This is a genomic window from Nonomuraea jiangxiensis (assembly GCF_900099965.1).
Taxonomy (GTDB): domain Bacteria; phylum Actinomycetota; class Actinomycetes; order Streptosporangiales; family Streptosporangiaceae; genus Nonomuraea; species Nonomuraea jiangxiensis.
Window position 1 is genome coordinate 22,524 of sequence record NZ_FNDJ01000049.1, and the last position, 19,963, is coordinate 42,486.

28 protein-coding genes are annotated in these 19,963 nt (G+C 69.3%); 17 read left to right on the forward strand and 11 right to left on the reverse strand.

Going from position 1 to position 19,963, the window contains the following annotated elements:
• Positions 1-27: 27 nt before the first annotated feature.
• Positions 28-354, forward strand: coding sequence for a hypothetical protein (locus BLS95_RS51770; RefSeq protein ID WP_090947016.1), 327 nt, complete (start codon positions 28-30; stop codon positions 352-354).
• Positions 355-915: 561 nt separating this feature from the next.
• Here the strand turns inward: BLS95_RS51770 and BLS95_RS51780 are convergent.
• From BLS95_RS51780 to BLS95_RS51795, 4 genes are read right to left on the reverse strand one after another with little or no spacing between them, the layout of a single operon-like run.
• Positions 916-1,635 carry a VOC family protein gene (locus tag BLS95_RS51780; protein ID WP_090947017.1) on the reverse strand — a complete coding sequence of 240 codons (720 nt, stop codon included), beginning with the start codon at positions 1,633-1,635 and terminating at the stop codon, positions 916-918.
• Between the two features lie 11 nt (positions 1,636-1,646).
• Positions 1,647-2,207, reverse strand: a complete 561-nt coding sequence (locus tag BLS95_RS51785; RefSeq protein ID WP_090947018.1) for a PadR family transcriptional regulator — start codon at positions 2,205-2,207, stop codon at positions 1,647-1,649.
• 40 nt (positions 2,208-2,247) lie between these two features.
• Entirely contained in the window at positions 2,248-2,535 is a 288-nt protein-coding gene (locus BLS95_RS51790) for a hypothetical protein (protein ID WP_245765795.1), read from the reverse strand.
• 11 nt (positions 2,536-2,546) lie between these two features.
• The gene (locus BLS95_RS51795) at positions 2,547-3,473 is read right to left on the reverse strand and encodes a zinc-binding dehydrogenase (RefSeq protein ID WP_245765796.1); all 927 of its coding nucleotides are present in this window, start codon (positions 3,471-3,473) and stop codon (positions 2,547-2,549) included.
• Between the two features lie 119 nt (positions 3,474-3,592).
• Between BLS95_RS51795 and BLS95_RS51800 the strand changes: the two genes are divergently transcribed.
• Positions 3,593-4,189: a TetR/AcrR family transcriptional regulator gene (locus tag BLS95_RS51800; protein WP_090947020.1), complete on the forward strand. Its 597-nt coding sequence runs from the start codon at positions 3,593-3,595 to the stop codon at positions 4,187-4,189.
• Here BLS95_RS51800 and BLS95_RS51805 read toward each other — a convergent pair.
• Together BLS95_RS51805 and BLS95_RS51810 are read right to left on the reverse strand one after the other, a co-directional pair.
• On the reverse strand, positions 4,145-4,726 hold the full coding sequence (locus tag BLS95_RS51805; protein ID WP_176993880.1) for a replication-relaxation family protein: 582 nt from the start codon (positions 4,724-4,726) through the stop codon (positions 4,145-4,147). The genes BLS95_RS51800 and BLS95_RS51805 overlap by 45 nt on opposite strands.
• A 566-nt stretch (positions 4,727-5,292) precedes the next feature.
• Positions 5,293-5,721 (reverse strand): nuclear transport factor 2 family protein, encoded by a 429-nt coding sequence (locus tag BLS95_RS51810; RefSeq protein WP_090947022.1) that lies wholly within the window; start codon positions 5,719-5,721, stop codon positions 5,293-5,295.
• 113 nt (positions 5,722-5,834) lie between these two features.
• Here BLS95_RS51810 and BLS95_RS51815 point away from each other — a divergent pair, with 113 nt between their 5' ends.
• The 7 genes from BLS95_RS51815 to BLS95_RS51845 all read left to right on the forward strand — a co-directional run bounded on the left by BLS95_RS51815 (position 5,835) and on the right by BLS95_RS51845 (position 11,477).
• Entirely contained in the window at positions 5,835-7,145 is a 1,311-nt protein-coding gene (locus BLS95_RS51815) for a helix-turn-helix domain-containing protein (protein ID WP_090947023.1), read from the forward strand.
• Between the two features lie 108 nt (positions 7,146-7,253).
• A complete protein-coding gene (locus BLS95_RS51820; protein WP_218136428.1) occupies positions 7,254-7,649 on the forward strand; it encodes a hypothetical protein in 396 nt (131 codons plus the stop codon).
• A gap of 75 nt (positions 7,650-7,724) precedes the next feature.
• Positions 7,725-8,210 carry an SRPBCC family protein gene (locus BLS95_RS51825; protein ID WP_090947024.1) on the forward strand — a complete coding sequence of 162 codons (486 nt, stop codon included), beginning with the start codon at positions 7,725-7,727 and terminating at the stop codon, positions 8,208-8,210.
• 143 nt (positions 8,211-8,353) lie between these two features.
• The gene (locus tag BLS95_RS51830; protein ID WP_143044284.1) at positions 8,354-9,373 is read left to right on the forward strand and encodes a sensor histidine kinase; all 1,020 of its coding nucleotides are present in this window, start codon (positions 8,354-8,356) and stop codon (positions 9,371-9,373) included.
• The gene (locus BLS95_RS51835; RefSeq protein WP_090947026.1) at positions 9,370-10,515 is read left to right on the forward strand and encodes a sensor histidine kinase; all 1,146 of its coding nucleotides are present in this window, start codon (positions 9,370-9,372) and stop codon (positions 10,513-10,515) included. The genes BLS95_RS51830 and BLS95_RS51835 overlap by 4 nt, the downstream gene beginning before the upstream one ends.
• Positions 10,512-11,117, forward strand: coding sequence for a response regulator transcription factor (locus BLS95_RS51840; protein WP_090947027.1), 606 nt, complete (start codon positions 10,512-10,514; stop codon positions 11,115-11,117). The genes BLS95_RS51835 and BLS95_RS51840 overlap by 4 nt, the downstream gene beginning before the upstream one ends.
• Positions 11,118-11,186: 69 nt before the next feature.
• Positions 11,187-11,477 (forward strand): dihydrofolate reductase family protein, encoded by a 291-nt coding sequence (locus BLS95_RS51845; RefSeq protein WP_090947028.1) that lies wholly within the window; start codon positions 11,187-11,189, stop codon positions 11,475-11,477.
• 215 nt (positions 11,478-11,692) lie between these two features.
• Here the strand turns inward: BLS95_RS51845 and BLS95_RS51850 are convergent, their stop codons facing one another.
• A complete protein-coding gene (locus tag BLS95_RS51850; RefSeq protein WP_090947044.1) occupies positions 11,693-12,283 on the reverse strand; it encodes a hypothetical protein in 591 nt (196 codons plus the stop codon).
• 258 nt (positions 12,284-12,541) lie between these two features.
• On the opposite strand from BLS95_RS51850, the gene BLS95_RS51855 reads away from it, so the two are divergent.
• From BLS95_RS51855 to BLS95_RS51865, 3 genes are all read left to right on the forward strand, one after another.
• Positions 12,542-12,721: a hypothetical protein gene (locus BLS95_RS51855; RefSeq protein ID WP_090947029.1), complete on the forward strand. Its 180-nt coding sequence runs from the start codon at positions 12,542-12,544 to the stop codon at positions 12,719-12,721.
• 277 nt (positions 12,722-12,998) lie between these two features.
• Positions 12,999-13,637: an RICIN domain-containing protein gene (locus BLS95_RS51860; protein WP_090947030.1), complete on the forward strand. Its 639-nt coding sequence runs from the start codon at positions 12,999-13,001 to the stop codon at positions 13,635-13,637.
• 23 nt (positions 13,638-13,660) lie between these two features.
• Positions 13,661-13,978 (forward strand): hypothetical protein, encoded by a 318-nt coding sequence (locus BLS95_RS51865; RefSeq protein WP_143044285.1) that lies wholly within the window; start codon positions 13,661-13,663, stop codon positions 13,976-13,978.
• Between the two features lie 180 nt (positions 13,979-14,158).
• Here the strand turns inward: BLS95_RS51865 and BLS95_RS55215 are convergent, their stop codons facing one another.
• A complete protein-coding gene (locus tag BLS95_RS55215; protein WP_143044286.1) occupies positions 14,159-14,344 on the reverse strand; it encodes a hypothetical protein in 186 nt (61 codons plus the stop codon).
• Between the two features lie 263 nt (positions 14,345-14,607).
• Positions 14,608-15,117: a hypothetical protein gene (locus BLS95_RS51875; protein ID WP_090947033.1), complete on the reverse strand. Its 510-nt coding sequence runs from the start codon at positions 15,115-15,117 to the stop codon at positions 14,608-14,610.
• A gap of 419 nt (positions 15,118-15,536) precedes the next feature.
• Between BLS95_RS51875 and BLS95_RS60135 the strand changes: the two genes are divergently transcribed.
• Positions 15,537-15,968 carry a hypothetical protein gene (locus BLS95_RS60135; RefSeq protein ID WP_425434805.1) on the forward strand — a complete coding sequence of 144 codons (432 nt, stop codon included), beginning with the start codon at positions 15,537-15,539 and terminating at the stop codon, positions 15,966-15,968.
• A gap of 3 nt (positions 15,969-15,971) precedes the next feature.
• Here the strand turns inward: BLS95_RS60135 and BLS95_RS51885 are convergent, their stop codons facing one another.
• The gene (locus BLS95_RS51885) at positions 15,972-16,391 is read right to left on the reverse strand and encodes a VOC family protein (protein ID WP_090947034.1); all 420 of its coding nucleotides are present in this window, start codon (positions 16,389-16,391) and stop codon (positions 15,972-15,974) included.
• A gap of 80 nt (positions 16,392-16,471) precedes the next feature.
• On the opposite strand from BLS95_RS51885, the gene BLS95_RS51890 reads away from it, so the two are divergent.
• Entirely contained in the window at positions 16,472-17,215 is a 744-nt protein-coding gene (locus BLS95_RS51890; RefSeq protein WP_176993881.1) for a helix-turn-helix domain-containing protein, read from the forward strand.
• A 49-nt stretch (positions 17,216-17,264) separates the two neighbouring features.
• Here BLS95_RS51890 and BLS95_RS60140 read toward each other — a convergent pair whose 3' ends face one another.
• Positions 17,265-17,588, reverse strand: a complete 324-nt coding sequence (locus BLS95_RS60140) for a WD40 repeat domain-containing protein (RefSeq protein WP_090947036.1) — start codon at positions 17,586-17,588, stop codon at positions 17,265-17,267.
• A gap of 121 nt (positions 17,589-17,709) precedes the next feature.
• Between BLS95_RS60140 and BLS95_RS56560 the strand changes: the two genes are divergently transcribed.
• Genes BLS95_RS56560 through BLS95_RS51905 form a run of 3 tightly spaced genes read left to right on the forward strand, consistent with a single transcriptional unit; the run spans position 17,710 to position 19,703 of the window.
• Positions 17,710-17,874: a hypothetical protein gene (locus tag BLS95_RS56560; RefSeq protein ID WP_176993883.1), complete on the forward strand. Its 165-nt coding sequence runs from the start codon at positions 17,710-17,712 to the stop codon at positions 17,872-17,874.
• A 27-nt stretch (positions 17,875-17,901) separates the two neighbouring features.
• On the forward strand, positions 17,902-18,426 hold the full coding sequence (locus tag BLS95_RS51900; protein ID WP_245765798.1) for a SigE family RNA polymerase sigma factor: 525 nt from the start codon (positions 17,902-17,904) through the stop codon (positions 18,424-18,426).
• Positions 18,423-19,703, forward strand: a complete 1,281-nt coding sequence (locus BLS95_RS51905) for a TolB-like translocation protein (protein ID WP_090947037.1) — start codon at positions 18,423-18,425, stop codon at positions 19,701-19,703. The genes BLS95_RS51900 and BLS95_RS51905 overlap by 4 nt, the downstream gene beginning before the upstream one ends.
• Positions 19,704-19,963 lie beyond the last annotated feature (260 nt).

Consider the following 19,963-nt stretch of genomic DNA (forward strand, 5'->3'; position numbering starts at 1 on the left):
GTCACATCGGCGTAGGAGGCGCTTGGCTTGTCCGTCGTCTCGTTCCCCGGCCAGCCCGACCCGGCCCCGATCGGCCCGACGACCGCGATAGCGGTCGACCGCTTCCTCGACTCCATCACCGCAGCCACGACCCGCGCCGGCTACGCCGAGAGCCTCACGCGCCTGCTCGCCGTCGCCCGCCCCCGAGCACTCGACCAGGCCGCTGACTACCGCGATCCCACCCCCGCCGAGTGGGCCGAGTTCGAACAGCACTTCCAGTTGCGCCGGGTGGCCCTCGGGGACTGCTTCCGTCCATACGGCACGCCGTACGTCCACGAACACGCTAACGACCTACATTTCATCCCCACCCGGTGATTCGCTGGTACGAGTTCTCGTCCTCCTCATCGAGCGCGCTCCGACAACGTCCAGGCCCGCCTTGCCGAAGCACGCCAGCGCCGTTGGCTCGGAGAAGTATCCGCGCTGGAGGAGAGCCTTCGCCATATCCAGGCAAAGCGAGCCCGGATAACTGCCACCTCGGAGTGATAGGAGCCGCCAGGGCCTGTTCGAGGCGGCGGGGCGAGCCGGCCGGGGCCGCGCAGGAGGTCATTGGACAGGCGTGGGCCTCCGCGCGGAGGTAGTCGTCGTCGCTCACCGCCAGGTCTTTGCGTAGGAGCGTTTCAACCGGCTACTCGTTTGCATCGACCTATAAACGGCGTTCGCCCTGGACACGTCCGATCGGAGGCGTTGTTTCACAGGTGGCCACCTGTGAAACACGGCCTGCCCAACACGGGCCGGCCGAGCTGAGCACAGACCCCGACCTACGGCGCAGTCCTCAAGGATGACGTGCGCTACCTCGGCGACATCATGACCCGCGTGCGCGACCACATGCGCGCGCAGCCGCCCCGCTCGGCGGTCCCGCGCGAGCGCCGTACCCGGTCAGAGACCTAGCACGGCCTCGAGGTCGTCGATGGCCGCCAGGGGCTGGGCGAGCTGCTCGCGTTCTGCCTCGGTCAGGGTGAGGGCGCGCGCCCGGGCCAGGGCGTGCCCGGCGGCGGCGTGGTCCTTGGCGCGGACGGCGAGCTCGGCCCGGTAGACCAGCGCCTCCAGCAGCTCGGCCGCCGACGCGGTGTCCTTGTCCCGCTCCAGGGCGCCGTCCAGGATCTCGGCCGCCCGCTCGTGCTTGCCGTGGGAGTCGCCCATCACGACCGCCCGGTTCAGCGAGGCGGTGAGCCTGCTCGTGGCCTCTTCCTTCTCCGGCAGGGGGCGGGCGGCCATGAAGCGGATCCAGTTGCCGCCGGGGTCGATGACAGCGAAGCCGGAGTGGTTGCCGTCGTTCTTCCGCCTGCGCGGCCGGGTCATCCGGGGGATGCCGGAGACCAGGAGCTTGCCGTTCGCCGCGCGCATGCCCGCGGCGAACGCCTCGAACAGTTCTCCGGTGTCCGGCACGACGATCACGCAGGTCCCGTAGGAGTCTTCGGGCTTGAACGCCTCCGGCATGCCGAAGAAGCCCAGTTGGAGATCCTCGCGCTTGAGCAACACGTACGGGTTCGGCCGTACCTGGTAGTAGATCCGGCGGAAACCGAGCATCGTGTAGAAGTCGACCATCTCGTCGATGGAGCGGCAGGGAAGCAGCGGTATGGCGATCTCGTTGGCCATCGGGGGAACTCCTATTCGCCGGCCATGGTGAACGCGCCCTCTTCCAGGCGGCGGATCATCCGGTCGGTCCACTGGGCGCCGGCGTCGGCGGTGCTCAGCCACAGGGACAGCACCTCGCCCACCGGGCCCCAGGTCGCCAGATCCGTGCCTTCGGGCAGGTACGCGGTGATGCTCGCGCGCCACTCGCGCATGGCGCGGGCCCGCTCGCGCAGCAACTCCAGGGCCCGCTCCCGGGGAAGGTCCTCAATGAGGCCGACAGCGGCGCCCAGCACGTCCAGGCTCGGCTCGCGGTCGGCCAGCGCCTGACCCAGCAGGTCGAGGTACTCCCGCTCGCCCTCCTGGGTCAGCTCGTACTCGATCCGCGGCGGCCCTCCGGCCTCGGAAGCGACCGTCTCGTGCGTCACCAGCAGGCCCTGACCGGCCATGCTCTTGAGCGCGTGATAGACCGAGCCCGAGGTGGCGGTCGACCACTCGTGCGCGCCCCACGACTCCAGATCCGCGCGGACCTGGTAGCCGTGGGCGCGCCCGCGCCTGCGCAGCGCGCCCAGGACCAGCAGCCGTACCGGCTTCATCGAACCCTCCCGAACTTCACTAGCCAAATTTGGCTAGCTGCTACCGGGAGCTTACCGCACCAACGTGGAGGAAATCGGCGTAGCGGCCAAAGCGGCGTACCAGCTCCTCGTGATCGCCCTCCTCGACAACCCGGCCACCGTCCAGGAAGGCGATGCGGTCGGCGCGCTGGACCGTCTCCATCCGGTAGGCCACCATCACCACCGTCCGGCCGGCCATCAGGCGCTCGATCCGCCCTACGGGTGACGCTCCGAAGTGACCGCCTGGTGCGGGATCGCGCCAGGTCGGGGTGGCCGTCCCGGTCAAGCGGCGGGTCAGGTCGTCGGTCATCGACCAATAGATCATCGACTCGGAGCCGGCCGATCGGGTCTCGTAGTCGCGGGCCGGTCCCGGAGAATGAGGTCGAGTACGGCCTTGCCTGGAACACGGCGACCGAGGAGGGCATCTATCGCCTCATCCACCCGTTCCCAGGGGCCGCGCCAGCCGATCTGCGGATCGAGGTTCCCTTTCTCCAGCAGGTGGATCAGGTAGGCGAGATCCGGTCCGAAGGGAGCGGCTACGGTGAAGGGTTCGAGACGCTTGAGAGCGCCTTTCATCCGTTCTTCCTCGAAGTCGATGATGGTCGGTTCGCGGGATGCCCATCCGATGGACAGGGCAATGCCGCCGTCTTCCAGGGCCCCGAACCCCTCGGCCAGCAGGTTGCCGCCTACGTTGTCGAGTACGCCGAAGACGGGTTCGGCGGGCTTGGCCGTACCGGCGAGGATTTCGCGGGCGCCCAGGGCCTGCAGCCCCTCGGCACGTTCGGGACTGCCCACGGAGGCGATCACGTGCGCGCCTGCCCGCGCGGCCAGTTGTACGGCGAATCGTCCGACGCCGCCCGATGCGCCGGTGACCAGCACCCGGCGGCCGAGCACCGGTCCCAGCCGGCGCACCGCCTGCAGGGCGGTGACGCCGGCCGCCGGAAGGGCGCTTGCGGCGGCCAGGTCCACGGCGGGGGGCACGACGGTCAGGTTCGTCGTATCGACGGCTCGTCGTTCGGCCCATCCGCCGGTTCCTGCGAACGAGGTGACGCGCGCACCCTGCGGTGGTCCCGAGCCGTCGGCGGCGGCCTGGACTATGGTGCCCGCCGCGTCCTTGCCGAAGACGTCGCCGGGACGGAGTTGCCGGGCGGCGAAGGCGAGCTCGCCGAAGTTCAATGAGGCCGCTTCTACCTTGATCAGCGCCTGGGAGGGGTGTGGTTGGGGTTCGTCGACCTCACCGAAGCGCACGCCGTGGGCGGTGTCGGGATCGTAGATCAGGGCTCGCATCCGGAGTTCTCTCCATCTGAACTAACCGACTAGTTTAGTCGGGAGCATAACAGACTGAACTAACCGGTTAGAATGGGCGCATGTCGCCTACGTCACCCGCTCGTGACCGACTGCTGAAAGCCGCTCGTGAGCTGTTCTACGCCGATGGCTATGGTGTTTCGATCGACGCCGTCACCGAGCGTGCGCACGTCGCCAAGCCGACTGTGTATGCGCACTTCAAGTCCAAAGATGAGCTCATCGGCACCATGCTCACCCTGGCGTGCGAGGAATGGTTCACCGAGTTGAACGCCGAACTGGAACGGCGCGACGGCGACCCGCTGGCACAGCTGCTGGCGCCGTTCGACCTGTTGGCAGCGAGCCTGCCCGACCCCGCCTACCACGGTTGCATCCTGGTGAACAGCGCCGCTGCCTTCCTTTCCGCCGACCACCCGGCCCATCACGCTCTGGTCACCCATGATGAGCGCATGTCAACGCTCTTCGAACGCCTGGCCGCCAAGGCGGGCGCCGCAAAGCCGGCCGATCTGGCCCGGCAACTCCTGGTGCTCTACGACGGCGTCAAGGCCCGCGGCCTGGTCGACAACACCGGTGGCGCAGCTCGCGATGCTCGCACAGCTGCGACCGCTCTCCTTCAATCACACAGCGGCACACGCCCACGAAAAGGGCCGGTGACGATGTGATCGTTTCCTGCGTGGCGGCAGGAATGTCGCGTGCAGGCGTTCAGTAAGGGCGAGTTCGGCCAGCCTGCACCACGGAGTGTCGAGGTCGGTGGGCAGCCGGCGGGCGCCGACTGGGCCGTCTTCCACGGTGCCGTCGATGGCGGCGGCGTGGCCGGTGGCGGTCGGGACGAACATGTTGCCGGGGTGGTGCCTGAGCTTCTTGCGGGGTTGGCCTCGCGGCGTTTCGCCCTGGACCCAGAACAGTACGGGGGTGACGGTGCGGCTGGACTCGGTGAGCTTGGCGTAGCCATCGAGTTTGTGGGCGACGCGGTCGAGGGGTTCGGTGCGGGTGTCGTATTCGAGGAAGAACTCGATGCTGTGGCTGCCTTCGGTCCAGCGGGCATAGGCGTCCGGGCGGGGCATGGAGCCCATTCGGCGGCGCAGCGGTGTTCGGGCCACCAGGTGGTGAGACGCTTGTGCGCTGCGACGCCGTACCGCTGCTGGTGAGGAGCTCGGACCGGCCCTTGAGGCCCTTGCTGAGCTAGTCGTTGACGGCATCGTGCACGGTGTAGGTCTCCGATGCGGTGACGCCTGACTCCAGGGCATTGACGGCCTTGATCAGCTTGTCCTTGACCAGGGTCTTGGTCTTGGCCACAGCACCTTGGGAGCGCCCGCCTCGAGAACGACCGCGAACGCCCATCCATTGAGCAGGGCGGCCAATCCCGCGGCGACGAAGTACAGACCTCGCGGCACCATGGGCTTCCCCGGGTCGGCCGGGGGAGCGGACACCCGAGCACGATGAGCGCTATGGACGATGCTCAACACCCCACAACCCCAGGTGATCATCGAATGCGGCCCCGGCGACTCCTGGCGGCGGCAAACGAGATCATCCTGCTTCTGGAGGCAGTGCATTCCCGCGTTCGGCGGGATGTCGCCCCCTCAAGGGGACGCCTGGGGCCTATGCATTCTGGCCCGAACACTTCCAATGTGACCACCGCAGGCGGGGGTGCATCGGCGCCGTGGGATCGCCCGCCAGAGACAGCCCAGAACCGGGAGATCACCATGACAACGCAGAGCGTGGCCCTGCTCCCCATCGGCCGGGCCTCCGGAGGCCCGGCACTGACTCAGGCCAGGCGGTCGGGGAGCGGGGCCAGCTGGAAGTTGTCCCAGATGAAGGCGTCCATCTGGTGCTGGTTGGCGGAGAGGTTGACCACCCGGTCGACCTCTCCGTCGGCGTTGAAGTGCCACACGAGTGCCCACAGGGTGTCGACCTTGCCGATGCCCTCGGTGGTCCAGCCGCGGTGGATGTCCACGACGTACTCCTCGTTGGCCTCCAGGAACAACGGATCGGCCTGGAAGCCGGCCTTACCCAGCTGGGTGAAGAACGCGACGACCTCCTCCGCTCCGCGCTTGACGCCCGACAGAGGGTGGTGTCCAGGGATCGTCCACTCGATGTCGTCGGCCAGCACCTCGCGGATGCCCGCCAGGTCGTTGGCGGCGTACGCGGCGAAGAACCTGCCGATGGCTTCGATCTTGGTGTCTTGAATCGTCATGGCCAGGGTGCCTTTCGTTGGATGTGCAGCCTCCCGGTGCGGGGGCGAGGCAACTGTAATGCACTCTGTTATCAAAAGAAAATTGCTGAATTACACCTGGTAGGCTGCTGGCCATGACGGACGAGGCGGTCGGGAAGCGCATCCGGGAACTGCGCCAGGAGCAGGGGCTCTTGCAGGCGGAACTGGTCAAGCCCGGCCTGCTGTCGGCCGGCTATTTGTCCTTGATCGAGTCGGGTCGGCGGCGTCCGTCGCCCGACGTACTGCGGTACCTGGCCGAACGGCTCGGCACCACTCCCGACCACCTCGCCACCGGACGGCAGCCCGATCTGTGGCAGGAGACCGAGCGCCGGCTCTCCTTTGCCGAACTGGCGCTTGAGCACGCCACCGCCGAAGCCGCTCTGAGCGAGTTCGAGGAGATCTCGCGGTCCGGGCCGCCCCCGTACCACCCGCGCGCAGAGCTCGGCCAGGCCCGGGCGCTGGAGTTGCTGGGCCGCACCGAGCAGGCCTTCGCCGCCTACGAAGCCCTGTGGAAGGCCGCCGAGCCGGGCACCGCGCTGTGGGCCGAACGGGCCACCGACCTGCTGCGCTGCAGCCGAGACCTGGGCGACTACGGCTACGCCGCCGACCTCGGGGAACGGGCGATGACCACGTTCGAGGACCTGGGCGTGGAATGGAGCGACAGCTCGGTTCGGCTGGGCGTCACCCTGGCAGGTGTCTACATCCACCGGGGCGACCTGGTGCGTGCCGCCAGGCTGCTGCGACGCCTCATCGAGATCTCCGACAGCACGGGCAGCCCGCTGGCCAGAGGCTCGGCCTACTGGAACGCTGCCGTCACCGCTCACTACCAGGGCCGGGGCGCCGACGCCAAAGCCTTCGCCGACCGCGCCCTGGCCCTGTTCGGCGAAACCGACCATCAGCGGAACCTTGCCGTGCTGCGCACCTTCTACGGCGAACTGCTCTTGGACGGCGAACCCGCCGACCCGGGACAAGCCCGCGAGTTCCTCCTCGATGCGCACGAGCGCCTCACGCAGATGGCCAGCCCGGCGGAGATCAGCGAGTGTGAGACGTACCTGGCTCGCGCCGCGGTACGACTCGGCGACCTTGATGAGGCGTTGCGCTGGGCGCAGGCCGCCCGCTCGAGGCTCACCGCTGACGCGGCCCCTACAGCCGAAGCCGAAGCTGCGATCGCCCTCGGCATGGTTCACCTTGCGGCAGACGATGCGCGACAGGCCGCCGCCGCCTTGGCCGAAGGAGAACGCGTGCTGGAACGCGCGACTCCGGGGCGCGCCGTCGTCAGCCTATGGAACCGGCTGGCCGATCTGCACGAGGAACGCGGTGATACCACGGCGGCCCTGCGCGCCTACCGCCAAGCCATGACGGCGGCCGGCTACCGGCGGCCGTCACACCCATTGACACGCGTCTAGCTCGAAGTCGTCCTGCCGGACTCCCGGGGCGAGTCTCAGCTGCAGGCGGCCGGGCCCGGCGAGCTGGTCCAGCGTGGCGACGGTCTTGGCGAACAGGGCGTGGTTGGCGTGGCCGACGTCGTGGCCATCCCCAGCCACCTGGCGATCCCCGAGGTGCGCTCGTACATGAGCGTCGAGGCGGCCAGAGACGTCATCTCGCCCGACACGCCTGAGCCGGTGGCGGTCGAGGAGCAGGGCCGCTCCGGGCAGTCGTTCGTCGTCGACGTCGTCGTCTGCTCCGGGTCCTCGCAACGGCGTGCCGCGGCCGCCGGCCAGGACATCTACGCCGTCACCGCGCCGCTCGCCGTCGAGGCCGTCGCCCGGATCCTCACCGGCAGGACCAGAACAACCGGGGTCGCCTCCGCGGGAGCGATCTTCGACGCCCCGGACTGCCTGGTCGCCCTGTCGCCCCACATCACCTGGTGTTCTCGCTGGTCCGGGCGAAATTCACGGAAGGCTGTGTGACATCCGCATCTGTTTGCGGCGGGTGTGGGAAGGGAGGGTTGGGGCTCATCACCCCCGCTTGTCAGGGAGCACATCATGACACTGGCCCAAGAGAGCGTGCGGATCACGCGTACCTACCCGACCACCCCCGAGCGCGTCTGGCAGTTGTGGACCACCGGCGAGGGGATCGCCCGGTGGTGGTCGCCGGACGGGTTCACCGTCGAGGTCGACAAGCTCGACCTGCGGCCCGGCGGCGAGCTCATCTACACGATGACCGCCACCGCGCCGGAGCAGATCGCGTTCATGGAGAGTCACGGGATGCCGCTGAGTACCCGGTCACGCAAGAAGTTCGTCGAGGTGGCGGAGCCGGGCAGGCTCTCCTACACCTCGCTCGCCGACTTCATCCCCGGCGTGGACCCCTACGACTTCCTCACCGTGGTAGAGCTCGAAGCCGTCGAGGAAGGCGTTCGCGTCACGATGACCGCGGACGCGATGCACGACGAGGAGTGGACCCAGCGGCTGGCCGCGGGCCGCGCCAACGAGCTCGACAACCTCGGGCGCGTGATCGACGCCGACTCGTAGAAGTGGCCGCGCCATCATGCCTCCCGACGGTCGCGCTGACCGGCCGTGAGCTTCTCTCTCCGGCACGGCCCCCGCTGGTGGTCGCCACGCGGCCGGGTCACCTACCCTGGTCGGCCAGGGAATGTGGACGGGGGATCCGGGTGGTGGCACTGTGGCGATCCGATCGCGCCGTCCGGCTCGCGCCGGTCGGCGCGGTCGCGTGCGCGGGCCTGCTGCCCCTGCTGCAGGTGGCGCTGGCCTTCAGCTACCCGGGCAACGACGTCCGCACCGGACTGTGGAGTCTCGCGGTGACCGTGGTGTACCTGCCCCTGCACCTGCGCCACGTCTGGTACGCGGCCCGCGGCGTACGCCTGCCGGCAGGCGGGTGGACGTTCGCGGCGATGGCCGTCGTCATCCTCGCCGCCACCCCGCTGGCGGGGAACATGTGGCCGCGCGCCTATGCGGGCCTGGCCGCGTCGGCGGTCCTGGTCCTTCCCGGCCCGTGGTCATTCGTGGTCTATCTGTCGCTGGTGATCGCGGCCGCGCCCGCGTCCCTGCTGCTCGGCCTGCCGTGGAACGCCGCGCCGTGGCTCACCCTTTCTGTGCTGTCCGGCAGCGGAGCCGTACTCCTGCTCGTCTGGCTCTCCGCCGCCCTCGTCCGCCTGCAGTCGGCCAGGCAGGTGCTCGCCCAGCGGGCGGTCGCCCAGGAACGGCGCCGCATCGACGACGACCTGCGCAGGACGCTCGGCAACGCTCTGGAGTCCCTCGCGGCGCGCGGCGCCCGCGCCGCCGACCTGCTGCAGACCCCGCCCGGCAGGCGGGCCGAGCTGGTGGCGGAGCTGTCCGGGCTGGCCGACGATTCACGGCGTACGCTCGCCGAGGCCAGGCAGCGGGTGCGCGGGTACCGCAGGCCGTCCCTGCGGGCCGAGCTCGACACGGCCGCCACGCTGCTGTCCGCGGCCGGGATCGAGACCCGGCTGCGGCTGCCCCGCACGGGCATCCCCGACACGATCGCGCCGGAGCCCCGGGCGGCGCTGCGCGCGACGGTCACCCGCCTGCTCGGCTCCGAAGGAGTGAGCGCCTGCACGATCACGGCCGCGGTCTCGACGGACGGTGTACGCCTGGAGGTGCGCGCCGACGGCGTTACGGAAACCATCGACGTGCAGACCGAGGGACGCCCATGATCCCGCCGATCGCGCCACGGTGGGTGGTGCGGCATCCCCTCTGGCCGCTGATCGCCCTGCAGGTCGTGCTGGCCGTACAGGTGCCCATCTACACGACCCTCGGCATGGACGGCCCGGCGGGGAACCCCGTCGCGGCCACCGTCGCCATGGCCCTGGTGCTCTTCCTGAGCCTGCGACACAGCCTGGCCGCCGCCAGGGGCGAACGCCCCGCGGGCTGGCCCTGGACCCTGGCCGCGCTCGTCGTGCTGGCCGACGTCCCGCTGTGGTGGGTCGGTTCGAACTGGCAGGCCGTCACCGCCTTCGCCCTCGCCTCCATCGTGATGCTGCTGCGCGGCCGGCTGATGCTGGTCGCAGCCACGTTGCAGCTCCTGCTCAACCCGGTGAAGGAGGTGATCGCCATGCTGGGCGACGGCACCTACACCACCCCTCAGGCCCTCTTCCTGGGCGCGTATGCCCTGTTCGTCCTCATCCTGTACGCCAGCACGCTGGTCGGCGGCGCCCGCCTGGTCCGGCTGCTGAACGAACTGGAGGCCACCCGCACCGAACTGGCCGCCACCGCCGTCGGCGAGGAACGCATCCGCGTCTCCCGCGACCTGCACGACCTGCTCGGCCAGAGCCTGTCGGCCATCTCCCTCAAGGGCGACCTGGCCCTGCGCCTGCTCGCGAAGGACACCGCCGCCACCCGCGCCGAGATCGAGAGCCTGACCGAGGTCGCCAGGGACGCGCTCAGGGACATACGCGCGATCACCCGCGACGAGCACTCGGTGTCGCTGCGCACCGAGATCGACGGCGCCGCCGCCCTGCTCGGCGCCGCCGGCGTCGACATCCGCCTGGACGTGGCCGACCTGCCGCCGCTGTCCGGTCCCGCCCAGAACGCGCTGGCCTGGGCGATCCGCGAGGGCACCACCAACCTGCTACGGCACAGCGACGCCCGCACCTGCACCATCACCGTGACCCGCGACCGGGGCGCGGTACGGCTGGACATCGTCAACGACGGCGCCCAGCCGCCCTCGACGCCCTCGCCCGGCACCGGGCTCTCCGGGCTGGCCGAGCGGGCCCGCGCCGCCTCCGGCACCTGGCTCACCACCGCTCACGACGGCCTGTTCCTGCTGTCGGTCGAAGTCCCCGAGGAGGTCGCATGATCCGCGTACTGATCGCCGAGGACATGCACATGATCCGCTCAGCCCTGGTCGCCCTGCTGTCGCTGGAGGATGACATAGAGGTCGTCGCCGAGATCGAACGCGGCGACGAAGTCCTCGCCACCGCCCTGCGCGTCCAGCCCGACGTCGCGGTGCTGGACATCGACATGCCGGGGCTGGACGGGCTGTCAGCGGCCGAGCAACTGTCCGCGCGGCTTCCCGGCTGCCGCACGCTCGTCCTCACCGGGCTCAGCCAGCCGGGCAACCTGCTGCGCGCGCTGAAGGTGCACGTGAAGGGCTTCATCGTGAAGGACGCCCCGGCGCAGACTCTCACCGACGGGATCAGGCGTATAGCGGCAGGGGAGCGGGTGATCGACCCCGAGCTGGTCGCCGCCGCGCTCGAGACGGGCAGCAGTCCGCTGACCGCTCGCGAGACGGAGGTACTGCGCGCGGCGGCGAGCGGCATCCGCGTCGCCCAGATCGCCACCCAGCTCTCGCTGTCGCAGACCACCGTGCGCAACTACCTGTCCAACGCCATCGGCAAGGTCGGCGGGCGCAACCGCATCGACGCGATCCGCATCTCGCGCGACGCGGGCTGGCTGTAGCGGGCAAAACCGCGGCGGCGGCTCCGACGTCCCGGGTGGATTCAGCCATCGAGAGGGGAGCCGCAGGCCATGGGCAAGGTGATCGCGAACGCGACGGTGTCGCTGGACGGGCTCATCGCCGACGAGTCGGATCAGGTGAGGCCGCTGTTCGACTGGTACGGCAACGGGGAGGTCGCCTTCAACGGCGGTGACCCCGAGCGGGTCTTCCATGTCTCGACGGCCAGTGCGGCCCACCTGGAGGAGACCTGGTCCCGGATCGGCGCGGCGGTGATCGGGCGGCGGCTGTTCGACCTCACCAACGGCTGGAGGCATGAAAGATCGCTTCCAGAGTTCCGCGTGATCCTTTCCCAGGTCGGGTGAGGCGCCCGCCTCGATGTGGTCGGCTTGACAGTGGTTACGAGACCCGAAGGCGGTCCAGCTGAGGGGCGTAGCAGTGCAAACCGAGTTCGGCCGCGACCTGGACCGCGTACACCGAGGACTCCTCCGCGCGGGCGAATCGCACCTGGATGGTTCAAGGTGCTGGTGCCTCGGTTCGCGGTATCGCAGCCCTCATGATGACCCGGGAGTGGCGGGAGTCAGGGGCGCGGCACGTCGAGAACGATGACGGGCGCGTTCTCCGCGAGCAGCTGATCAGCGTCGAAGCCTACCCCGGTGGTCTGCTCGGTGAAGGCGAACACGGCGGCGCGCTTGCCGTCGAAGTCGTCGCGGGCCAAGCCGTCGAGCAGGGTGCGCAGACCGGCCAGGGCGGACGGGTCGCCATCCTCCTCCCGGCGGTCGCCGAAGACGAACTCCCACATCCGCGCCCTGATCCGCCCGTCGGCCGCGTAGACGACCGTGTGGCCGCCCGTGACGCGCCAGGACGCCATCCACACCCGGGCGCCCTCACTGACCGTGGCGAGAACCTGGTCGGAGAGCCCGTAACCGTAGGTGAACTCCAGCAGGCCCCAGGCGCCGTCCCCTTCGAAGGCGAAGAGCACGGGCTCCTCCGCCTCCAGCGCCTCCTCGGGCGGGTAGGCCATGACGCGCTGTTCGGGGTCGCGACCGCCGTTCACGCGCCATAAGACGTCGTCGAGGCCGAGGTGCTCGCCGAGGGGCTGCACGACGATCCAGCAGAGGGCGTCCAGCCAGGCGACGCGGCGCAGGACGTCCCGATAATGATCTATCACCTGCATATGAGAACACGCCGAGAGCCTCCGGGAGCAGGACACGGAGGCTCTCGGTGGGGATCATGAGCCGGCGCAGAACTTCCAGTGGTCCCCTCCAGGACGCGCTCGTCCGGCCGGGGACGAGCGGGAGGTCACGGCCCTGCGCCGATCGTTATCTCGCCCGGATGGAAGCCCAGTTCACGCTGACCGGCCTGATCAGCGACCTGAAGTCATCGATGCCCAAGGTGTGGCCACGATCCGCATCGGACCTTAGCGCTGTTGAGCTCGTTCCTGTGGGCGAGCGTTATCACGGTCGGCGGTGTGGGCGGCGCCGGTCAGGGCGGTGCGCAGCTCGTCGAGATCGCGGCTCGTCAGGTGGCGGTGATGGTGCCCGCCAATCCCGTGAGCCCGACGTGGCTGGTAGAGGAGACCGGCGGCCTATGGGCGGCAGTGCATTGAGCAGGCCGGTCGGCAGACGACTCTCGGCGGGTACGACCTCGTCACGTACGCCACCTTCAAGCCGTTCGAGAAACCGGTCGCCCAGCGGCAAGGCCTCACTGTCGAACACCTTTTCCAGCACCGGCTCATCCTCGGTAACAGTCCGCCCGTATCCGGCCACGCCAGCCCACCTATATCGCTTGACGCGACGCATGCCGTCGCCCCGGGCTCCCATCGCCGATCCGGCGAAACCCTGCCCGACGGCGCCCCGACCAGAGCGACATTCTAGTTGGCGCTGATGGTCAAGGAGTTGGCACGCATCGACAACGGAGCCGTCTCCGCGTTGTGGGAGCCTGTGCTCCAAGCAGGTGCCCGCGTTCTCCCCGGAATTCCGGGCCGGACACGCGAGGCGGGACGTCGGGAACAGGATGGTGAAGTGGGCAGGAATCGGCTCCTGAAAGGTGTAGTGGGTGCCGCCGTCATGGCATTTGGGCTTACCGCGATGCCATCTGCCGCATCTGCGGCGGCGGGCGATCGGATCAAGATAATCGAGTTCAACCTCTGTCTCGACGTCAAGGAGTTCAGCACCAAGGACGGGGCCAGGGTCCAGTTGTGGAGCTGCAACGGGAACGCCAACCAGCGCTGGAGGATGTACAAAGACGGCACCATTCGCAGCGCGCTCAACGGCAAGTGCCTCGACGTGCGCGAATTCAACGCCAAGAATGGTGCGATCGTGCAGATGTGGAGCTGCAGCGGCGCGTCGAACCAGCAGTGGTACTGGAGCAACTCGAAATACACCCGCGCCGGATATCGCATGCTTCGAAGCCGTCTTAACAACTTCTGCCTCGACGCCACGGGTAAGCAGCACAAACTCGGTACGCCTCTGCAGATGTGGAGCTGCAGTTCAGCATGGAACCAGGCGTTCCGCTGGATCTGAACTCGGTCATCGTGGTTCGGTAGGTGAGTTGCGACAGCGCCTCCCGCACCCTGGCGCCGATCTCCGATGGGCTTGCCGCATGTGATGCAGTCATCGCCGAGCAGGTTCAAATTGCGGTGCTTGAGCGGGGAAAGCCGGGCGATGTCCTCCTCGCGGATCTCACCGGGCGGGCCACGCGGTTGAACGGCCGCTCGCCGTGGCGGCGGATCGACAAGGTGCCGTCGCGGCACAGGTCCAGCCGCCAGGGCCGGTCGGTCCAGTCCGCCCAAGTCGGCGGCGCACGCAACGGGCGGTTCCTCAGGCCCGTGCAGCCCAAGGCCGGCGGTCAGCACCCGGCCTAGTACCGGGCCAGAAGGACTCCTCGTTCACCAGGTCATAGTTGGCGATTAGTGGCATTGGCAAGCTCTCCAACCCGATGAAGGGCGGGGCGGGGGATTTCGTTCGATGACGTACGGCCGCGCGGAGGGGGCATGCTCTGTTGCTTCTGCCACCGGCCCGGGGTCGGCGCCGATCGGGTGCCTTCAGCGCGCGTGCAGCGACGGCACGATGTGCCACCACGATGGGGCGATGGCCCGGACCTTGGCCTCGAACGCGGCCGCCGCAGTGGCGGCGTCGGGCGGCGCGAAGACGTAGGTGATGTAGTCGCCGCCGCCTTGGCGGAAAGCCGGGGGCCGGCCGGCTCGGCCAGCGCAGGCAGGACCTCGCAAATGATCCGCACGTCCTCCTCGGAATCGGGGTCGCCGTGCACCACGGTGACCGGGATCCTGCCCTGCGTTGCGAGCGCGGCGTCGGCGAGGACGGCACGCTCGGCCAGCCGTCGTGCCCAGTCCGGCTGCCCTGGCCTTTCCTGCGGGTCATCGCTGCCGGGTGCCTCGGGCCGCTTGTCGGTGCTCATCGGGGGAGGTCCTTTCGTTGACGAGGAGTACGGGGTGGCCCGGGGGAGGGGACTGGCGGTTCCCCGCTGAGGCGATCAGGGGCGTGCGGGGGAGACGGCCAGGATCGCGGCGGCCAGGGCCCGCCCGTGAGCGGGGGCGTGCTCCGGGTCGCCGAGCCCCATCCGGGTGTTCTGGTGATACAGCACCACGGTGCCGTCCGGGTGCCGGGCGACGACCTCGATGCCGGCGCCGGGCAGCGCCACGCCGCGCACGCCGTCACCGAGGTCGCGGCTCAGGTCGATCAGTTCGGGCAGCGCCAGCCCGGTGGCGGCCTGGGCGGCGACGAGCTGGTGGCGCGCCTGTTGCAGGTTCTTGCGGGTGACCTGCAGGCGGGTCTCGGCGGCGGTGACCTGTGTGGCTGCCGTGGTCTCGGCCTTGGTCCGGGCCTGGCGCTCCTGGTCGCGTTCCTGGCGCATCGCGTCGCGTTCGGCCTCAGGGCGGTGCCGCTCCTGCCGTGCTTCTTCGCGGAGGTGTTCCAGTTGGCCGACCTCCGGCCGGCCGCTGAGGCCACCGATGACGTTCCGCCCCTGCGCGGTAGCGGCCATCCTTGCCGCGGGCAGCGCCGGATGAGCGGCCTGTCCGGGCCCGAGCGGCCTATGGCCCTATGCGAACCCCACCACGATCATCGCCACCGCCACCCAGCACCTCGGCTACCCCTCCACGGCCCAGACCTACCCCAAAACCTTCACACAGGCCTCGCCGCGCACCTCATCGGGCTCACCGCGCAACGCCGGCCGCACTGACCACGGACGCCGCTGCCCTGTCCGTCGATCTTGTTGAGACCTCTACAGGCGGTTCACCGGACCACCCTGTCGGCTGCATCGACAACACCGCTGAACCGCGGAGAGAGAACGAGATCGGCTGCGGGAAGGGGACGACCTCACATCTCCGAGCGCACCCTGGAGGGCCTGGATGCCGCCCGCGCCGCCGGCCGCGTCCGGGGGCGCGGAACCGGCAGACAGCCGTGGACGCTGAGAGGATCTTGGCCGCAGCGAGTGAAGTCTCTCTCGGTCGTGAAGGGCTTTCAGCGCGTCGCCCGGTCGCGGCGGCGGCGGACGGCGCGGATCTCGGCGTCGGCGACCTTGCCGTCCAGCAGCGCGTACAGCTGCGTCGTCTCCGTGGAGACGTGGCCGAGGCAGCGGCGGACGGCCTCGATGGAGACGCCGGCGTTGATGAGTTCGGTGGCGTGGGCGTGGCGCAGCTGGTGGATGTCGAGGTCGACGCCAGCGGCGGCGCAGTAGCCCTGCCAGCGGTGGTGGGCGGCGTCGTAGCTCAGCGGCCCGCCGGTGCCGTTGATGGAGGCGCGGAACAGCGGCCCGGAGCCGACGAGTTCAGCGGCTTTGCGGTAGCTGCCGGTCAGATCGTAGGCAGCCAGGTGGCTCGGTCCGATTCATAACGGTCAGCGGCCGTCCGGGCTGGGACGGTGGTGGACGTACTCCACCACCGTCCCGTCGGGGTGCCGGGCGTTGAAACCGGCGCCGGTCGGCACATCCTGAAGAGGGAACACGATCTCCGCGCCCTCGGCCACCAGCCGCTCGTAGTACGGCCGCACGTCGTCCACCAGTAGGGTGCCCACCGTGGCCCGGAATGGGCGTATGGCCGCGTCGTCACCAGCGATGATCAGAAACGCCCCCACCGTGGCCAACTCCAGCCCCGCCGCCGCGAAGGCGAACCGCGCGTCGGCCGCCGTCCCCTGCAACCGCTCGTAGAAGTCGATGCTCTTGTCCAGTTCCCCCGGCGGCACGAACACCCGGATCAGCACGCGGGGTTCGGCCAGCCCGGAGGAGTCGTTGCGGAGTCGCCACATGTCATCGCTCATGGCATCCAGAGTGGCGCCGGGCTCGTGCCGACAGGCAGGGGAGAGTTCATGGGATGAGTGGCGCTCATAGGATGACGGTCATGGACGAGGCCCTGCGCCGCGAGCTCGGCGCCCACCTGCGCGCGGCCCGCGAGGTCGTCGACCCGGCGGACGTGGGTCTCGCCGGTGGCGGGCGGCGGCGTACCCCTGGGCTGCGCCGCGAGGAGGTCGCGGCGCTGGCCGGGGTCAGCGTCGCCTGGTACACCTGGCTGGAGCAGGGCAGGGCGAGCACCACCCGCCAGGTGCTGGACGCGATCTGCCGGGTGCTCGGCATGGACGGGGCGGCGCACCGCCATACGCTGGCATTGGCCGGGTTCCTGCCCGCCGCGCCGGTCGCGGGCGAGGCCATGCTCGGCGAGCCGACCCGGACGCTGATGGATAGCTGGACGTCCACGCCCGCCGCGGCCGTGGACGCGCGTTTCGACGTGCTCGCCAGCAACATCGCCTACCGGCGCTTCTGGGGCGATCCGGACAGCGTGCCGATCGAGCGGCGCAACCTCCTCATCATGCTCGCCACCCCCGCGAGCCACCACCTGACCGACGTGGAGCCGCTGCTGCGCGGCCTGTACGAGCAGTTCCGGGCCAACACCGGCCACATCCCGGACGACCCTCGCGCCGCAGCCGTCGTCGATCTCCTGCGGCGCGAGCGGCCCGACGCCGGGCACTGGTGGAGCTGCCGGGCGGTCCGGGAATTCGCCCCCGTGACTGCCGGCGGGTTCACATTCTGCCTGCTGCGGCCGGTCGGCGAGGAAGGCGTCTACATCTTCACGCAGCTCCCAGCCTGACATCCTCCCTCAGAGGGCCGGGCGGGATAGTGAGCCCACTCACGAACCGCTATCGCGCTCGGGATCGATCTCGTCGGCGCCGATGGTGACGCACACCCACGGGTCGGGCAGCCGTGCCCGAAAGAACGGCTGGGTGGAGAACAGAGACCTGGCAGGTCCAGATGCGGACGGTGCCGTCGGTGTGGCCCGTGGCCACACGGCCGTTCGGTCCGATCGCCATCCGCTCGACGCCTGCGTCGAAGCCGCGATAGATCACGGGTTCGGTGTCGCCGGAGACCGGCCAGAAGCGGACGGTGTCGGAGCCGTTGCCGGCCAACCATTGTCCGTCCGGGGTGAAGGCCACCTCCGAGATCGATCCGCGCCCGGCTCTCACCTTTGCTGTTCGAGCACATCAACTTCCACGGGTTCTACCCGTTCAATCGCCCTGAGCTGGGAGGCGGGCTGCGCGAGCTTCGTGATCCGAACGTTGGCCCTGATGAGGAGGGCTGAGGTCGATGGGTGTGCCGCGCGAGGGCCTGGGCACGATGGCCGATCCGGCGAAACCGGCGGCGGCGCTGGACGAGGTCGGCTTCGGCGGTGACGCGAGCGGAGGTTCTCCTCTCCGAGGCGGACGTAGCGGCCAGGTCGCCGAGCGGTTCCTGCTCAGCACAGGACAATAGATCGCTTCTGGGTGCAACATATCGGGGGTGCGCGTGCGTCCCTGGGGCGTGGAGTTTGAGGATTTCGTACGAGCCCGTGGCGGCGCGTTGCACCGGTACGGGTTTGTGCTCACCGGCAACGCCGACGACGCCGCCGACCTCGTTCAGGAGGCGCTGATCCGGCTGGGCGATACCTGGCAGCGGGTACGGAACAAGGACAACCCCGAGGGGTACGTGCGCACGATCATGGCCAGGCAGCACATCAGCTGGTGGCGGCGCAGGCGCCGGGAGCACCTGGTGGACGCGGTGCCCGAGGGCTCCTACCGCGACCGGCGGGCCGATCCTGACCTGTGGGAAGACCTGGGCACTCTGCCGCGCAAGCAGCGCGCCGTTCTGGTCCTGCGCTATTACGAGGACATGTCCGACCAGGAGATCGCCGCCACTCTCGGCATCTCGCCCGGAACCGTGCGCAGCCAGGCGTCCCGCGCTCTGGCCAAACTTCGCGCACGGCATGCGGAGCAGTCAGCCGTACCGTCGTGGAACAACCCGTCGCCAGGAAGGACGACCCCATGAGCGACCGTTTCGAGGAGAGGCTGGTCAGCACGCTCAGCGTGGCCGGCGACTTGGCCCCGCAGCCAGCCGGTGACCTTGTCGCTCAGCTCGCCGTACGGCGGCGCCGTACCAGACGACGGGTGCGTGTGACTCTGGCGGTGGCGGCGAGCGTAATGATCGCCGGATCGGCCGCCACGGCGCTGACTTTTCAGGGCGGGTTTGCGGAGGACACCTCGGTGGTCGCCGTGCCGCCCGTTCCCGACGACCTCTCAGGGCTGGTCCCACCCGACCTTGACACCATGCCTCCCGCCGCAGCAGATGTCTGGCCCGAGGCCGTCACCACCATCCCCGCGGCGGCGGCCGCCGACGGCTGGCGTTACCGCCCGGTCACTGCCCTCAGCGCCACCGAGGTCCTGCTCACCGCCGAGTCATCGTTCGAAAAGGCCGGCCGTCTGGAGATCTACGACACAGACAAGCGCGACACCACTGTGCTCGGCACGATGCCGGAACCCGAGAATGTGAAAGGCTACTACGCGCAGAAGGTCGAAGCCGGTCCCGGCCACATCGCCTGGTACGGCACAACCCCGAACGACGATCGGGACTGGGCCGACCTGTGGGTGATGCCGAGGGACGGCGGGCGGGCCACCCAAGCTGCCGTGCTGACCGGCGACGTCGCGAGGATCGAGCGCATCGGCGTGACAGCCGACCATATCGTCTGGTCAGTTCGGTCGGGCGGCGTGTACCGGGTACCGATCGCGGGCGGGGCTCCCGAGAAGATCGCAGGCTCGGACGGACTCAAGTTGTACTCCTGGCCGTGGGCGACCGGGCGGGCGAACCTGATGGTGAACCTGGAGACGGGAGAACAGCGCAGCCCGCAGGGCCTGTCCGGGCTCAACGACGTGACCTGCAGCCCCGAATGGTGTGTAGGCACCCTCGGCCAGCAGCACGTGGTGCAACGGTTCGACGGCACCGGCCGCAGAACCGTCCCCGATGACATCCGGATGACCTCCACCGACATCTCCGGCAGGTTCCTCGTATCCGGGTTCCAGATCCTCGACATGTCCAACGGGCACGCCGCACACGTCGGAGCGGTGGGCCCGCAGGGCGTCAGCGGCGCTAGGGGCATCTCCTCATCACCCACTTCCATCTGGTACTGGCGTGCGGGGAAGATCGACTATCGGCGCGTCTGCCCCGATGCTGAGGGCGACTCACCATCGCGGATATGCGCAATGACAGAAGTGGGCAAGGCCACCGAATACGACCTGCTGAACTTGGACGCCGTGGCCCCGTCCGAATAGAACATGCCGCTCTGTCGCGAACCAGGAGCCCTCATCCAGCTCCGATGGGAACCAGAACGAGGTCTCAGCAGGGCGACGACGACCGAACGTCAGCCACACGCCATCATCTATGTGACAGGGAAGTGCCCCTTCCCTGTCATATAGGAGCCCCTGGTGATTGCCGAACCCGCACCAGGCTCCACCCCCGACCGACAGCGCGCCGTGGGCGAGCTCGCCCAGCACGCCTTCGAGACCGCGGGCAAACTGCGGATCTCACACCC